The organism is Albibacillus kandeliae (genome assembly GCF_003116585.1).
Lineage (GTDB): Bacteria > Pseudomonadota > Alphaproteobacteria > Rhodobacterales > Rhodobacteraceae > Albibacillus > Albibacillus kandeliae.
Window position 1 is genome coordinate 36402 of sequence record NZ_QEHM01000003.1, and the last position, 14701, is coordinate 51102.

Sequence of the window (14701 nt, forward strand, 5' to 3'; positions counted from 1 at the left end):
GACGATGGGGGCAGGCAACCGCCCGCCCCCGCGGCCCTCAGGCCGGGTCCTTGGCAAAGCGCAGGTAGGGCAGCGCCTTGTTCAGCGTGCCGTACTTCGCCTCGGCCGCCGCATCGTCCAGCGACAGCGCGACGATCACGTCCTGCCCCGCGGTCCAGTTCGCCGGGGTGGCCAGCGGCACGCCATAGGTCTTCTGCAGCCCGTCCAGCGCGCGCAGCACCTCGGCAAAGTTGCGCCCGACCGACATTGGGTAGGTCATGGTCAGCTGCAGCTTCTTCTCGGGCGAGATGATGAACACCGACCGCACCGTCGCGGTATCGGCAGGGGTCCGCCCGTCGGGCAGGTAGGCCTCGGCCGGGAGCATGTCGAAAGCCTTGGACACCGCAAGGTCACTGTCGGCGATGATCGGGAACGAAGGCGTCGCGCCCCCGGCAGTCTCGATATCCGACTTCCAGCGCTTGTGTTCCTCGACGCCGTCGACCGATACGCCGATCACCTTGGTTTTGCGCTTGGCCCACTCGTCGGCCAGCTGCGCAACGGCGCCGAACTCGGTCGTGCAGACCGGGGTAAAGTCCTTCGGATGAGAGAACAGGATCGCCCAGCTGTCGCCGATCCAGTCGTGGAAGCTGATGCTGCCCTGATCGGTCTCCGCCGTGAAATCCGGTACGGTATCGTTGATGCGCAGGCCCATGTGGTCTCCCCCTCTTGCTGCGTGTGCGACTCGGTCCCCGGAAACCTAGTCGCTTCCCCCGCACGTTTCATCCCCCCGCGCCGCGCCATTCTTGCGCAGGCTCCCTTGCCCCGGCCCTGACCCGGTGACACAGTGACGCCGAATCCCCTGACCGCCCGGTCGGGAATCGAGATGATGGGAGAGACAAAATGATCGAGAAGCGCCAATTCTACATCAACGGCGAGTGGGTCGACCCGGCCGTTCCGAATGACTTCGAGGTGATTGATCCCTCGACCGAGGAAGCCTGCGCGATCATCTCGCTCGGCTCCAAGGCCGACACCGACGCCGCCGTCGCGGCCGCCAAGGACGCGCTGCCGGGCTGGATGTACCTGCCTGCCGAAGAGCGGATCGCCTACGTCGAGAAGCTGCTCGCGATCTACGACACCCGCGGCGAGGAACTGGCGCAGGCGATGAGCGCCGAGATGGGCGCCCCGATCGACATGTCGCGCACCCAGCAGGTCGGCTCCGGCTCCTACCACCTCAAGAACTTCATCCGCGCGGCCAAGGAAGTGCCGTTCGACAAGCCGCTCAGCGACCGGTTCCAGAACGACCGGATCATCATGGAAGCGGTCGGCGTCGCGGCCCTGATCACCCCGTGGAACTGGCCGATGAACCAGGTGACGCTCAAGGTCGGCGCCGCCGCCATCGCGGGCTGCACCATGGTCCTCAAGCCCTCCGAGCAGAGCCCGCTGAACGCGATGGTCTTTGCCCAGCTGATGCACGAGGCCGGCTTCCCCAAGGGCGTCTTCAACCTCGTCAACGGCGACGGACCGGGCGTGGGCACCCAGCTCTCCGGCCACCCGGACGTCGACATGGTGTCCTTCACCGGCTCGACCCGCGCAGGCATCGCGATCTCGCAGAACGCGGCCAACACGCTGAAGAAGGTTCACCTTGAACTCGGTGGCAAGGGTGCCAACGTGATCTTCGCCGACGCCGACGAAAAGGCGGTGAAGCGCGGCGTGCTGCACATGATGAACAACACCGGCCAGTCCTGCAACGCGCCCTCGCGCATGCTGGTCCAGCGCCCGATCTACGACCAGGCGGTCGAGACCGCGGCAGAGGTGGCCAACAGCATCACCGTGGGCAACGCCCATGACGAGGGCCGCCACATCGGCCCCGTGGTGAACGAGGTGCAGTTCAACAAGATCCAGGACCTGATCCAGAAGGGCATCGACGAAGGCGCCCGCCTGATCGCCGGTGGCACCGGTCGCCCCGACGGCATGAACCGCGGCTTCTACGTCAAGCCGACGGTCTTTGCCGACGTGAACAACGAGATGACCATCGCCCGCGAGGAAATCTTTGGCCCCGTTCTGACCATGATCCCCTTCGACACCGAAGAGGAAGCGGTCGAGATTGCCAACGACACGCCCTACGGCCTGACCAACTACGTCCAGACCCAGGACGGCGAGCGCGCCAACCGCATGGCACGCAAGCTGCGCTCGGGCATGGTCGAGATGAACGGCCAGTCCCGCAGCCCGGGCGCGCCCTTCGGCGGCATGAAGCAGTCCGGCAAGGGCCGCGAAGGCGGCGTCTGGGGCATCGAGGACTTCCTCGAGGTCAAGGCCGTCGGTGGCTGGGCCGCCGAGTAACCTCCGGCCCTCATCGCAACGGACCGGCTTCGCCAATCTGCGACGCTGACGATCAAATCAAACCCTGCCGCATCTTTTGCGGCAGGGTTTTTCTTTCAGCATTAACGACCAATTTAGAAAACCATCGCAATTTAAGAAGAACCACCTGAATACCCGTGAATTTCCCCAAACGTTTCGAAGCCTCGGGCCTGTCGCGAGCCTCATGGCTTCTGGAGTGACCCAGAACATAGAATTGTCTTTTCATTTCACCGGCTGAAGATGAGGGAAAATGGCTAAGCACAGGCCTTTTGACATCTTCCCAGGCCCGATGCCCGACGAAGACATATACCGGACTCTAGGAATTGAGCTTGAACCCGGTGAGGTCAAGTTCTCGGCGGCGGCCCAGAAGCATGCATTTAAGCGTCACCCCAATGATGTACCGCGCATCGTTCCACACTTGTCTCAGATCATCTCATGCCCCACCTACCTCGGCGATGACCACAGAAATGCAGAAAAAATCGAAATCGTTGGCCGAATTCCGGGTGTTGGCGGTGCAGCCTTGATCGCGCTCACCATTCAGAAGAATGAGGCGGATGGCTTCTATCATGTCTGCTCTAGTTACTTCATCACTCAGTCAGAACTCGACAAGAAGCGGCACAAGGGAATTCTGAAGATAGTCAAACCAAGGCCCAAGCCTTGACACACCAAGGGGCGGCTACTATCTCCATTCGCAAGTTCTTGAAAGTGTAAGGTGAGAACACCCGCCTCACACACCGTCGCAAGACGGTAAAGTAGGTCCAAGGACCGAAGAGATACCGGATTTGATGGCATTGCTGTCAAATGAAAACTGGGACCCGGTTGCACTTTCGACATAGCCCCGCCTCTGGCGGGGTTTTTCTTTTCCTGCCCGGTGCAGCGAGACGCGTCGAGAAGAGGGTGGATTCTTCTCGCAATCGCTTACACTTGCCTTTGGGGATTCGGTGCGGGAGGAGGGCCGGATTGGCCACCCTTGCGCGCCCGGACAGGGAAGGGTCATGGCGCGGCTACTGGACATATTGCTGTCGACCGGCATGTCGCTCGACGACCTCGGCAGCCTGCACATCCGCCGGGGCGAGACTCTGATCACCCAGGGCGCGGAGTCGCACGCCGTCTACTTCGTGCTGGCTGGACGGTTCCGGGTCGAGCGCAATGGCGAGACCGTCGGCCACATCGAGGCGGGCAGCGTGGTGGGCGAGATCGGCTTTTTCACCGGGGCCACCCGCACCGCCAGCGTGATCGCCTACCGGGATTCCCTCGCCCTGCGGCTGACGCGGGAGGCCTACGAGAGCCACTGCGCCCGCCTGCCCGACCTGCGCGAGGCGATCATCGCCGAACTCGCCTCCCGCCTTGCCGACCGCTACCGGGGCGCCGACACGCGCACCGCCAGCAACACCCGGCCGCGAACGCTCTGCCTGATGGCGGCGGGCGGCGCACCGGTTCCCGAGCGCTTCACCGACATGCTGATGACCGCCCTCGCACCGCTGGCCGACGCGCGGCTGATCACGCTCGACATCTTCCGCTCTTCCTCGGGCAACCTGCCCCCCGACAGCGCCGCCGCGACCGACTGGTTCAGTCGGACCGAGCGCCGCGCCGGGCTGACCCTCTACCTCGCCGAGGGCGGCGACGACTGGCAGCAGGCCTGCGTGCGCCAGTCCGATCAGGTCCTGCTGGTCGCCCCGCCCGGCGCGCCCCTGCCGCTCTCTCCCGGCGAGCGTTTCGCGCTGACCCAGACCTCGCCCGACCAGCGGCGGCTGGTGCTCCTGCATCGCCGCCGCCGCCCGCTGGTCGCCGGAACCCGCGACTGGCTGCGATCGCGCCCCGCCTCGATGCACCACCACGTAACGCTGCGCGACACCGCCGACGTGGCCCGGCTCGCGCGTTTCCTCGCCGGCAGCGCCGTCGGGCTGGTCCTGTCGGGGGGCGGGGCCTATGGCATGGCCCATGTCGGTGTCCATACCGGGCTCTACCGCGCCGGGCTGCGCTTTGACGTCTACGGCGGCACCAGCGTCGGCGCCGCAATGGCGGCGGCCTTTGCCCTCGGGCTCGCCCCGCATGACGTGACCCGGCGCACCGGCGACATCTTCCTGCGCAGCGGCTCTCTGCGCCGCGTGACCCTGCCCCGCTACGCCCTGCTCGACCATCGCCGCTTCGACGCCAAGCTGGCCGAGCACTTCGGCAGCACCGACATCGCGGACATGTGGCTGCCCTTCTACGCGGTGACCACCGACCTCACCACCAACCGCAGCCGCACCCTGCGCACCGGCCCCCTGTGGGAGGCGATCCGCGCCTCCAGCGCGCTGCCCGGCATCCTGCCGCCCTTCATCCGGGGCGATGGCGACCTGATGGTCGACGGCGGCCTGCTCGACAACCTGCCCTACCGCGCCATGCGGACGATCAAGGCCGGGCCCAATGTGCTGGTCTCGCTCGAACGCGCGCGCGCGCCCGAGGCCCACTACAACTACGCCCGCATCCCGGGCCGAGCAGGCGTGCTGCTGGGGCTGCTGCGCCCCGGCCTCTGGCGCGAACCGCCCGCCCCCGGCATCGCCGACACCATCATGCGCAGCATGCTGGCGGGCCGCACGGACCACGCCCGCGACCTCTGGCCACAGGACTGGCTGCTGACCCCGCCGCTGCCCGACGAGATGAGCTTCATGAACTGGAAAGCCGCCTTCGGCCTGACCGGCCCGGCGGAGGACTACGCCCGGATGATGCTGCGCGACCTCACCGCCCACCGGCCGGACCTGCTGGAGGCCCTCCGCCTCGGGGCGGAGAGCCCGTCGCCGCCCTGACCCGGGCGGCGGCCGTTCCTACAGCGCCACATGCTCCACCACGATCTGCGGCTCGCCGTTCGACGTGCGGTAGAGCGATTGCCCCCGGTCGTCGATCACACCGCTGACCCGGCTGCGGAAGGCCGAAAAGCTGTCAAAGGTCACCACGTCCACGGGCTCGTCGAACTGCAGCGTGATCCGCGAGTAGGGCGACTGCTCGGCATGGGTCATGCCATAGACGTAGCCGGTGAACGGCTGGCCCAGGTAGCGCCCCGTCACCCGGTCGCCCACGGCAAGCGGACGGCGGTTGTGGGTGCGCGTCACCGCCTGCGCCCGCAACGTGTTCCAGTCGCGCGCGCCATGCTGGCGGGCGATACGCTCCAGCGCGTCGGAGTGGCTGATCTTGGTTCCGGCCTCGGCCAGGGTGGCGCGCAGACGCCGCGCCTCGGCTTTCAGCTCTTCGATACGGTCATTGGTATCGGTCTTGGTCATCGTCGTGCCTCGCAATACGGGCATGCATCGATTTGGCGGGTGCTCGCGTTACCGACCTGAACACATGCCATCGAAAGGGCGTCAGATGTGCCGTGCGGGTTTCACCATGGCGTGCGCCAGCGAGCGGCAGGGGACCCGAACCTGAGCCCGCAGATAGGAGCTTGGGACTGGTCCGTCAAGATCCGCGCGCTGTGGCCTCAGAAATCCGGCTGCGCGCGGAACTTAAGCGGCGCTCCGCCTTCGGGGTGCCGGATGCGCAGCTCTTCCGAGTGCAGCATCATCCGGGGATACTCCAGCGCGGTCTCCGCCGCGTAGAGCGGATCGCCAAGGATCGGATGCCCGAGCGACAGCATGTGAACCCGCAGCTGGTGGCTGCGCCCGGTCTTCGGAAACAGCCGCACCCGCGTGGTTTCGTCGTCATAGCGCATCACGTGCCAGTCGGTCACCGCCGCGCGCCCGTTCTCGTGGTCGACCATCTGGCGCGGCCGGTTCTCCCAGTCGACGATAAGCGGCAGATCCACGGTGCCCGACCGCGGGCTCAGCCGCCCGGCCAGACGCGCGACATAGGTCTTCTTCGACTGCCGCTTCTCGAACTGCAGCCCGAGGTGGCGCTGCGCATGGGCGGTCCGCGCAAAGACCATCACGCCCGAGGTATCGCGGTCCAGCCGGTGCACCAGCAGCGTATCGGCATAAAGCGCCAGCAGCCGGGCGATCAGGCAATCTGCCAGGTGCTCGCCCTTGCCCGGCACCGAGAGCAGGCCCGCCGGCTTGTTCACCACGAGGATGTCGGCATCCACATGCAGGATGTCGAGGTCTCCCGTGGGCGGGTCATATTCGGTGCGGACGGCCATCGCGGCTGATTAAGCCAGCCGCGCGGCGCCGACAAGGGCGGTGCCACCCGCCGCAACGTCGCGCTTGCCCGGCCGGGGGCGAGTCGCGACAGTCGCGCCATCTGAGAGAGGAGAGACCAGATGCACCCCACGATCGAACGGATGATGGATATCGTCGCCAGCGGCGAGGACGAGAAGATCGCGACCATCCTCGCGGAACAGGTCAAATTCATGCCGCCCACCTACTGGGCTACCTGGACCGGGCGTGCGCCCGTCGCCGCTGTGCTCGGCCACGTGGGGCAGGTGTTTTCCGACTTCCGCTATCGCCGCGTGATGGGCGACGGCAAGGACTGGGCGCTGGAATTCCAGTGCAGGATCGGGGAGTTCGACGCCGTCGGCGTCGACCTGATCACGCTGGACGACGAGGGCATGATCGAAACCTTCGAAGTGGTGATGCGCCCGCACAAATCCGTCGGCGCGCTGCGCGACGCGATGAATGCCCGGGTCGCGACCGACGCGCGCTTCCTCGAGTTCCGCAAGGCCCTCGCCTGAGGCCACGGTAACATTTTATGTCACCAAGGTCAGCTTTATTGACATATTCTTGCGGATGAGGTCTTGCAGACGGGCTGAACCGAAAAGGAGTCGAAAGCCATGCAATGGGATCAGGTCTTTGCCAGCCGTGCCGAACGGATGAAGGCGTCGGAGATCCGTGAACTGCTCAAGCTCCTGGATCAGCCCGACATCATTTCCTTCGCCGGCGGCATTCCCGACCCGGCGATGTTCCCCACCGACGAGTTCGAGGCCGCCTTCGCCGGCATCTTCCGTGACGGCACCGCCAACGCCGCCCTGCAATACTCGGTCAGCGAGGGCTACCGCCCGCTGCGCGACTGGATCGCCGCCGAGATGGGCAAGCTCGGCGTGCCCTGCGACGCCGACAACATCCTGATCACCTCCGGCTCGCAGCAGGCGCTCGACTACCTCGGCAAGCTGCTGCTCTCGCCGAACGACACTGCGCTGGTCGGCTGGCCCACCTACATGGGCGCGCTCGGGGCCTTCAACGCCTACGAACCCGCCTACGACCGCCTCCCGTCCGAAACCAACCGCACCGCCGCGCAATATACCGAGGCCGCCGCCGAGGCCGGGGGCCGGGTCAAGTTCGCCTACATGTCGGTCGATTTCGCCAACCCCACCGGCCGCACCCTGACCCGCGCCGAGCGCGAGCGCATGCTCGACCTCGCCGAAGATCTCGACATCGCCATCATCGAGGACGCGGCCTACCAGATGCTCCGCTTCGACGGCGAGGCCATCCCGCCGGTGCTCGCCCTCGACATCGCCCGCAAGGGCAGCATCGAGAACACCCGCACCATCTACTGCGGCAGCTTCTCCAAGACGCTGGCGCCCGGCCTGCGCGTCGGCTGGGTCTGCGCCGCGAAACCGGTGATCCGCCAGCTGGTGCTGATGAAGCAGGCCGCCGACCTGCACTCGGCCAGCCTGAACCAGATCGTGATCCACGAGGTCGCCACCCGCATCTTCGACACCCATGTGACCAGGCTGCGCAAGGCCTACAGCGGCCGCCGCGACGCCATGCTGCGCGCCCTTTCCGCCCATATGCCCGAGGGCGTCTCCTGGACCGAACCCGAGGGCGGCATGTTCATCTGGGTGACGGTGCCCGAACAGATCGACGCGGCAGACCTGCTGGCCCAGGCCCTGCGGACGCAGAAGGTCGCCTTCGTTCCGGGCCGCGCCTTCTATGCCGACGGCTCGGCCGGCAACAACCTCCGGCTCAGCTTCTCGCTCTGCGACGAGGCGACGATCGAGGAAGGCATCCGCCGGCTCGGTCTCGCCATCGCCGACGCCGTCGCGCCGCTCGCCGCCGCCTGACATCGGCCCGGCCTTCTTTGGGTTGAGAATATCCCGGGGAGCGCGAGGGGCAGAGCCCCTCGCTCCTGCCGTCTCCGCTCGCGCCTCGGTTCAGCCGTCCCGCTGTGGCAGCCCGTCGGCGATCTCGTAATAATCGCCCTTGTCCGCCACGAAGATATGCTTGCCGAGGCTCAGCCCCGTCGGCATCTCGAGCGATCCCATGGCGATGGAGATCTCGGGCTCCTCCAGGTGCTTCCAGAACAGGAAGGCCCCGCAGACCGAGCAGAAGCCGCGCTTCGCGACCTCGCTGGAGGCATACCATGTCAGGGTCGCGTTCGTCTCGAAGCTCACCGCCTCCTCCGCCGTGCGGGTCGAGGCCCAGGCGTGTCCCGACTGCCTGCGGCACTGGCCGCAGTGGCAAAGCGACGGCGGCGGCAGATCCCCCGCGACCGTGAACGTGACGCCGCCGCAGTTGCAGCTTCCCTTGCGCATGATCAGCCCCTCAGCTGTGGTGTCGAGGATGTCCCCAGAAGCACACCGTAGAGGATGAAACAGGCCGAGGTAAACCGCCGGAACCATGTGTTGAACACGGCTCCCAGCGCCGCCTTGCCCAGTCCCGCGCCCAGCGCGGTGTAGGTGGTGTAGCTCAGCGTGGTCAGCACCAGCGCGGTGGGCATGATCACCACCATCTGCTCCATGATTGGCCGGTCCGGCTGCACGAACTGCGAAAAGGCGGCAAGGTAACCGGCGACGCTCTTGGGGTTGATCGTCGCCACCGCCAGCGCGTGCAGGTAGACATGCCGGGCCGGGCGCAGGTCGGCGGTCACCGGCTTCCTCGCGTTGATCCAGCCGCGCACCCCCTGAAAGATCAGGAACCCCGCACCCGCCAGCTTTGCCACGAAGAACCCGGTGGGCGAGGCCGCGATCAGCGCGGTCACCCCGACGGCCGACAGCAGCAGGAAGGCCGTCGCCTGCGTCAGGATCGCCAGCACCCCGACCATCGCCCGGGGAAAGCCCAGCGTCATGCCGTTGGCGATGCAGTTCACCGCGTTCGGCCCCGGCGTCGTCACGAAGACCACCCAGAACAAGGCGAACACGGTCCAGGCGTGGAAACTCATCTCGGGCCTCTCAGGTTGTCCGGCCCCGCGGATCGAGGCGCCGGACCGCCGCTAACACCCGCGCAAAGGCACATGCAAGCGACCTTGCCGCCCTGTGCCGGGAAAGCCACCCGAGCAGGGCCGGGAGCCCCCGCGAAGGTACAAATCGACTCGATTTCGCTCAATTACCAGGCGAACACCGCGAGAACGCCCGCAAACCGGGCGACGGCCTCTCGCCGCCGACCGAAATGCTGCGTCGCAGCAAAAGTGAACAATCACCGGTCCCGCCCGGGTCTATCCTCGTCGCACACACCCTCGCTGGAGGACGGCGGTGTCACCTGAAACGAGAAAAGGTAGCAACCCACATGTGTCTGTCCGCCGAAATGCTGGCCCTGTTCCTCAACCTTTTGAACCCGGACATCATCCAGACCGAGAGCGGTCGCATCACCGTTCACGCAACCGTCCGCGACGCGGTCTGGGAAGAGCGTGGCGACCGCTGGTGCACCTCCGCACCCAGGATCGACCGCACCGCGATGTTCGCCCAGCCGAACTGAGACCGCGCGTCAGATCCGGGCAAAGACCGCATCGAGCAGGCCACCCAGCCGCGCGGCATCGCTCTCGGTAAAGGCATCAGGCTGATCGCTGTCGATATCGAAGACCGCGATCAGCCGCCCGTCCCCGTCACAGACCGGCAGGACGATCTCCGAGCGGGTCGAGCTGGCACAGGCGATATGGCCCGGAAAGGCATCGACGTCGGGAACCAGCTGGATCTCGCCCGTGCGCGCCGCCGCTCCGCAGACCCCGCGCGAAAACGGGATCTGAAGGCAGCCGTGCCCGCCCTGGTAGGGCCCGATCTTCAGCAGCCCCGGTTCGGTCACCCGATAGAAACCGGTCCAGTCGAACCGGCTGTCGGCATGGTGCACCTCGCAGACCACCGTCGCCATCAGCGCGACGGCATCCGTTTCGCCCTCGGTCAGGGCCGCGATGGTCTTGTCCAGTGCGTCGTAGTCTACCTGCATTCTCGATCCTTTCGGGGCCGTGGCCTCCAGTGTTGGCGGGCTTTTGTCCCGATCTGTGCCCCGGGGCAAGATCCCTCTCACCCCTTCAGGACACCTCGCAGCCACGTCACCGCCCGCTCGACCGCCTCGGTGCCCTGCGGCAGGATCCGGGTCAGGTTCAGGAACCCGTGCACCTGCCCCGGATAGGCCGCCATCTCGACCGGGACTCCGGCCGCCTGCAACGCGCCCGCATAGGCATGACCGTCGTCCCAAAGCGGGTCATGTCCCGCCGCGAGCACGAAGGCGGGGGGCTGCCCGGCCAGCCGTGACGAGTAGAGCGGCGAAAAGCGCGGCGCGGTCATGTCCTGCCCCTCGGGCAGATAGAGATCGAGATACCAGTCGATCCGGTCCCGCGGCAGCAGCGGGCTGTCCGCCAGCGCCGCCATCGACTGCGAACTCAGCGTGCCGTCGACCGCCGGATAGATCAGCATCTGCCCCGCGGGCAGGGGATGGCCGCCCTCGGCAAGATCGTGCATCAGCGCGGCGGTCAGGTTGCCGCCCGCACTGTCTCCGCCGACGACCAGCTTGCCCGGGTCCGCCTTCACCTTTCCGGCGCCCCCGATGAGCCCCAGGTAGGCGGCAAGGATGTCGTCCGAGGCCGAGGGGTACTTGTGCTCGGGCGCGAGGCGGTAATCGTAGGAGATCACCCGCACGTCCGCGCCCGCCGCCAGCTTGGCGCAAAGCGCGTCATGGCTGTCGATGCTTCCCTGGATCCAGCCGCCGCCGTGCAGGTAAAGCAGCGTGCCCGCCTTGCCCCCCGACTCGGGCTGGTAGAGCCGCGCCGCGCGGGGACCCTCGGCCCCGGGCAGCTTGATGTCGGTCCGCCGCACGTCCGGCCCCGGCAGATCGAATCGCGCGACGAACCCGGCCAGCTGCTTGCGGCTCTGCTCGACCGTCATCTGCACCGCCGGGTCGCGCACCAGCGCCACCAGATCGCTCAGCGCCTGCGCCTTGGGGTCGATCGCACGCCCGTCGACCTCGGCCAGCCGCCCCCGGTAGATCGCGCTGACCAGCGGCTCGGGCAGACCGATCTTCACCAGCCCCCACATGATACGAAACAGCTTCATCCCGCCTCCCAAATCCGACTAAGCCTGCATACCGAATGGTAAGCTTTCCAGTCTAGCCTTGCGATCCTCTGCCACTTGCAAGGATTTGGCCATGTGCCTCAGCAGCCGGATCGAGGACGAGGTGATGATCGTCACCGTGACCGCCGACAGGATCGACGCCGCGGTCGCGATCCAGTTCAAGGAAGACATGCGCAACGCCACCGCCGGGGGCCCGCCCCGGGTGGTGCTCGACCTTGCCGCGGTGCAGTTCATCGATTCCAGCGGGCTCGGCGCCATCGTCGCCTCGATGAAACAGCTCAGTGCCCTGCGCCGTCTCGATCTCGCGGGGCTGACGCCCGCCGTGGACAAAGTCTTCCGGCTGACCCGGATGGATACGGTGTTCCGGCTCTTCCCCTCGCTCTCCGCTGCGCTGGCCCCCGAACAGGGCTAGGGGCGTGCACCCGCCCGCCCGGGAATACGCATGACGCCGCGCGGCCTCCACCGTTTCGCGGCCAGCACCGAAGCCGCCCGCGACGGGATCGAGCAAGTGGTGAACGCCCTGCGGCAGCACGGGCTGGGCGGAACGCCCCTCGCCGACGTTGAACTCGTCCTCGCCGAAGTCGTTAACAACATCGTCGAACACGCCTATCGCGGCCGGGAACCCGGACTCGTCAGCGTCGCCTACGTGTTCGGCGCCTCGGGTCTGATCCTGACGGTGCGCGACAGGGGCGCACCCTTCACGGCAAACAGCCTGCCTGCGGGCCACGCGGTGGACCTTGCCCTGCCCCGCCACCAGCTGCCAGAGGGCGGTTTCGGATGGCTCCTGATCCGCCGGCTGACCAGCGACCTGTCCTACGTCCGCCGCAATGGATTCAACCGCCTGCGCCTGCGTTTCGACGTTTCCTGAACCTTTGAACCATTCGCACAGAAACAGTGCCACCAAACCGAACGGATCGATTCCTGAAGCACCTACAATTTTCGCTGCCGCAAAAGCGCCTTAATCCCATCAAACTGATGCCTGAAACAACTCCCATACAGAACCTGTAGCTGCATATGGCTTCCCTCGGTGCCGCGTTTCATTAGCCCCCACCCAGTACGCGGCACCGAGGACTTTCTTTCCCCACATCGCGACCGAACGCCCTGAACAAGGGTCCGAAATTCGGTTTTCCTTTCCCGGATTGCGCTCTAGGCTCGCCGCAATTCAGGAGACCCCAAATGCGCGACTTTCACTATCCCGGCCGTTCCCCCGTCCTCTCGTCAGAAGGCATGTGCGCCACGTCACACCCTCTGGCCGCACAGGCCGCCCTCGACATTCTCAAACGGGGCGGCAACGCGATGGATGCCGCCATTGCCGGGGCCGTGCTGCTCGGGATCTGCGAACCCCAGATGACCGGCATCGGCGGTGACTGCTTCGTGCTGTGGTCCGAACCCGGCAAGGACATCCGCGCCCTGAACGGGTCGGGCCGCGCGCCCGCCGCCGCCAACGCCGCAGACCTGCGCGCCAAGGGCGAAACCGCGGTGCCGCTTCACAGCCCCTACGCGGTGACTGTGCCCGGCGCCATCGACGCCTTTTGCCATCTCGCCGGAACCGTGGGCAAGATCGGCCTCGACGCCGTCCTCGCCCCCGCGATCCACTACGCCGAAACCGGTGTGCCGGTCGCCCCGCGCGTCGCCTTCGACTGGGCAGACGACGCCGCCGTCCTGCAGGGCAAGGCGCGCGAGGCATTCCTGCTGAACGGCAAGGCCCCGACCGTGGGCCAGACCTTCAGCGCCCCCGGACAGGCCGAGGTGCTGCGCCGCATCGCCAAGAACGGGCGCGACGCCTTCTACACCGGCGAAATCGCCGAGGACATGGTCGCCTCGCTGCGGGCTCTCGGCGGTGTCCACACGCTTGACGACTTCGCCGCGACCGAATGCGAGGAAACCGCGCCGGTCAGCGGCTCCTACGCCGACGTCGACCTGGTGGAGCATCCGCCCAACGGCCAGGGCGCCACGGCGATCCTGCTGCTGAACATCCTCAAGCACTTCGACATCGCCGCGATGGAGCCCTTCGGCGCCCTGCGCGCGCATATCGAGGCCGAGGCCGCCAAGCTGGCCTATGACGCGCGCAACCGTTTCATCGCGGACGCGCACCATACGTCGAAGCTCGAATACATGCTGGCCCCCGAAACAGCAGCCCGCCTCGCCGCGCTGATTGACCCAAAGAAGGCAATGGCCGCCGCCGCGCCGCTGACCGAGGCGATCCACCGCGACACCATCTACATCACCGTGGTCGACCGCGACCGCATGGCCGTGTCGCTGATCTACTCGATCTTCCACGGCTTCGGCTCGGGCATCGCCTCGGACAAGTTCGGCATCCTGTTCCAGAACCGCGGCGCCGGCTTCACGCTGGCCGAAGGCCATCCGAACGAGATGAAGGGCGGCAAGCGGCCGATGCACACGATCATCCCGGGCATGCTGCGCGAGAACGGCCGTGTGACAACGCCATTCGGCGTCATGGGCGGCGCCTACCAGCCGAACGGCCACGCGCGCTTTGTCACCAACCTGACCGACTTCGGCATGGACATGCAGTCGGCGATGGACGCGCCGCGCAGCTTCTCCGACAACGGCACCATGAACGTCGAAAAGGGCTACTCCGACGCCGTGCGGCAGGAACTGGCCGACATGGGCCACAAGGTCGCCGTGCCAAGCGATCCGCTCGGCGGGTCCCAGGCCATCCGGATTCGCGAGGATGGCGTGCTGGAAGGCGCCAGCGATCCCCGCAAGGACGGCTGCGCCATCGGCTACTGAGCGATAAGGCGCTGGCCGCTTCTGCGGCCACCGCCAGCCCGCTGCGTCAGTTCAGGTGAACGTGCAGCGGGTAAGACCCGTCCTGGAACGGTCCGAACATCTCGGGGATATCGGGGTGATCCACCGGCTCGCCGGAATAATCTGCCACCAGGTTCTGCTCCGAGACATAGGCCACGTAGTAGCTCTGATCGTTCTCGGCGAGCAGGTGATAGAATGGCTGTGCCTTGGCCGGACGGCTTTCCTCGGGGATCGCCTCGTACCATTCCTCGGTGTTGGCGAACTCCGGATCGACGTCGAAAACCACCCCCCGGAAGGGATGCTTCCGGTGGCGCACGACCTGGCCCAGGTTATATTTGGCACGTTTCGTCAACATATCTTCAGCCCCTGGCATCAACCAATACCCTTTTCCACCCCAAAATGTCC

General features: G+C 66.5%; 17 protein-coding genes. 9 read left to right on the forward strand and 8 right to left on the reverse strand.

Annotation, left to right across the window (positions count from 1 at the left end; genetic code table 11):
* Positions 1–37 precede the first annotated feature (37 nt).
* A complete protein-coding gene (locus DDT93_RS06130) occupies positions 38–691 on the reverse strand; it encodes a peroxiredoxin (protein WP_109464937.1) in 654 nt (217 codons plus the stop codon).
* A 188-nt stretch (positions 692–879) separates the two neighbouring features.
* Here DDT93_RS06130 and DDT93_RS06135 point away from each other — a divergent pair, with 188 nt between their 5' ends.
* From DDT93_RS06135 to DDT93_RS06145, 3 genes are all read left to right on the forward strand, one after another.
* Positions 880–2319, forward strand: a complete 1440-nt coding sequence (locus DDT93_RS06135) for an aldehyde dehydrogenase family protein (RefSeq protein ID WP_109464938.1) — start codon at positions 880–882, stop codon at positions 2317–2319.
* Between the two features lie 268 nt (positions 2320–2587).
* On the forward strand, positions 2588–2998 hold the full coding sequence (locus DDT93_RS06140) for a hypothetical protein (protein ID WP_109464939.1): 411 nt from the start codon (positions 2588–2590) through the stop codon (positions 2996–2998).
* Positions 2999–3332: 334 nt separating this feature from the next.
* A complete protein-coding gene (locus DDT93_RS06145; protein ID WP_109464940.1) occupies positions 3333–5126 on the forward strand; it encodes a patatin-like phospholipase family protein in 1794 nt (597 codons plus the stop codon).
* Between the two features lie 18 nt (positions 5127–5144).
* Here the strand turns inward: DDT93_RS06145 and DDT93_RS06150 are convergent, their stop codons facing one another.
* Positions 5145–5597 carry a glyoxalase superfamily protein gene (locus tag DDT93_RS06150; protein ID WP_109464941.1) on the reverse strand — a complete coding sequence of 151 codons (453 nt, stop codon included), beginning with the start codon at positions 5595–5597 and terminating at the stop codon, positions 5145–5147.
* Positions 5598–5794: 197 nt separating this feature from the next.
* Complete coding sequence (locus tag DDT93_RS06155; RefSeq protein WP_109464942.1) at positions 5795–6448, reverse strand: RluA family pseudouridine synthase; 654 nt, start codon at positions 6446–6448, stop codon at positions 5795–5797.
* A gap of 120 nt (positions 6449–6568) precedes the next feature.
* On the opposite strand from DDT93_RS06155, the gene DDT93_RS06160 reads away from it, so the two are divergent.
* Both DDT93_RS06160 and DDT93_RS06165 read left to right on the forward strand, forming a co-directional pair.
* Complete coding sequence (locus DDT93_RS06160) at positions 6569–6979, forward strand: nuclear transport factor 2 family protein (protein WP_109464943.1); 411 nt, start codon at positions 6569–6571, stop codon at positions 6977–6979.
* 99 nt (positions 6980–7078) lie between these two features.
* Positions 7079–8308, forward strand: a complete 1230-nt coding sequence (locus DDT93_RS06165) for an aminotransferase-like domain-containing protein (protein WP_109464944.1) — start codon at positions 7079–7081, stop codon at positions 8306–8308.
* A 90-nt stretch (positions 8309–8398) separates the two neighbouring features.
* Here the strand turns inward: DDT93_RS06165 and DDT93_RS06170 are convergent, their stop codons facing one another.
* Together DDT93_RS06170 and DDT93_RS06175 are read right to left on the reverse strand one after the other, a co-directional pair.
* Positions 8399–8779 carry a GFA family protein gene (locus DDT93_RS06170; protein WP_198654797.1) on the reverse strand — a complete coding sequence of 127 codons (381 nt, stop codon included), beginning with the start codon at positions 8777–8779 and terminating at the stop codon, positions 8399–8401.
* Positions 8780–8781: 2 nt separating this feature from the next.
* Positions 8782–9405 carry a LysE family translocator gene (locus DDT93_RS06175; RefSeq protein ID WP_109464945.1) on the reverse strand — a complete coding sequence of 208 codons (624 nt, stop codon included), beginning with the start codon at positions 9403–9405 and terminating at the stop codon, positions 8782–8784.
* A 344-nt stretch (positions 9406–9749) separates the two neighbouring features.
* Here DDT93_RS06175 and DDT93_RS06180 point away from each other — a divergent pair, with 344 nt between their 5' ends.
* A complete protein-coding gene (locus DDT93_RS06180) occupies positions 9750–9938 on the forward strand; it encodes a hypothetical protein (protein ID WP_109464946.1) in 189 nt (62 codons plus the stop codon).
* 9 nt (positions 9939–9947) lie between these two features.
* On the opposite strand, the gene DDT93_RS06185 is transcribed toward DDT93_RS06180, so the two are convergent.
* Positions 9948–10403 (reverse strand): GAF domain-containing protein, encoded by a 456-nt coding sequence (locus tag DDT93_RS06185; protein ID WP_109464947.1) that lies wholly within the window; start codon positions 10401–10403, stop codon positions 9948–9950.
* Positions 10404–10480: 77 nt separating this feature from the next.
* On the reverse strand, positions 10481–11509 hold the full coding sequence (locus DDT93_RS06190) for an alpha/beta hydrolase (RefSeq protein WP_109464948.1): 1029 nt from the start codon (positions 11507–11509) through the stop codon (positions 10481–10483).
* A gap of 91 nt (positions 11510–11600) precedes the next feature.
* Between DDT93_RS06190 and DDT93_RS06195 the strand changes: the two genes are divergently transcribed.
* From DDT93_RS06195 to DDT93_RS06205, 3 genes are all read left to right on the forward strand, one after another.
* Entirely contained in the window at positions 11601–11939 is a 339-nt protein-coding gene (locus DDT93_RS06195) for an STAS domain-containing protein (RefSeq protein ID WP_109464949.1), read from the forward strand.
* A gap of 30 nt (positions 11940–11969) precedes the next feature.
* Entirely contained in the window at positions 11970–12395 is a 426-nt protein-coding gene (locus DDT93_RS06200; protein WP_109464950.1) for an ATP-binding protein, read from the forward strand.
* 308 nt (positions 12396–12703) lie between these two features.
* On the forward strand, positions 12704–14278 hold the full coding sequence (locus DDT93_RS06205) for a gamma-glutamyltransferase family protein (protein ID WP_109464951.1): 1575 nt from the start codon (positions 12704–12706) through the stop codon (positions 14276–14278).
* 46 nt (positions 14279–14324) lie between these two features.
* Here DDT93_RS06205 and hspQ read toward each other — a convergent pair whose 3' ends face one another.
* A complete protein-coding gene (gene hspQ / locus DDT93_RS06210) occupies positions 14325–14651 on the reverse strand; it encodes a heat shock protein HspQ (RefSeq protein WP_109464952.1) in 327 nt (108 codons plus the stop codon).
* Positions 14652–14701 lie beyond the last annotated feature (50 nt).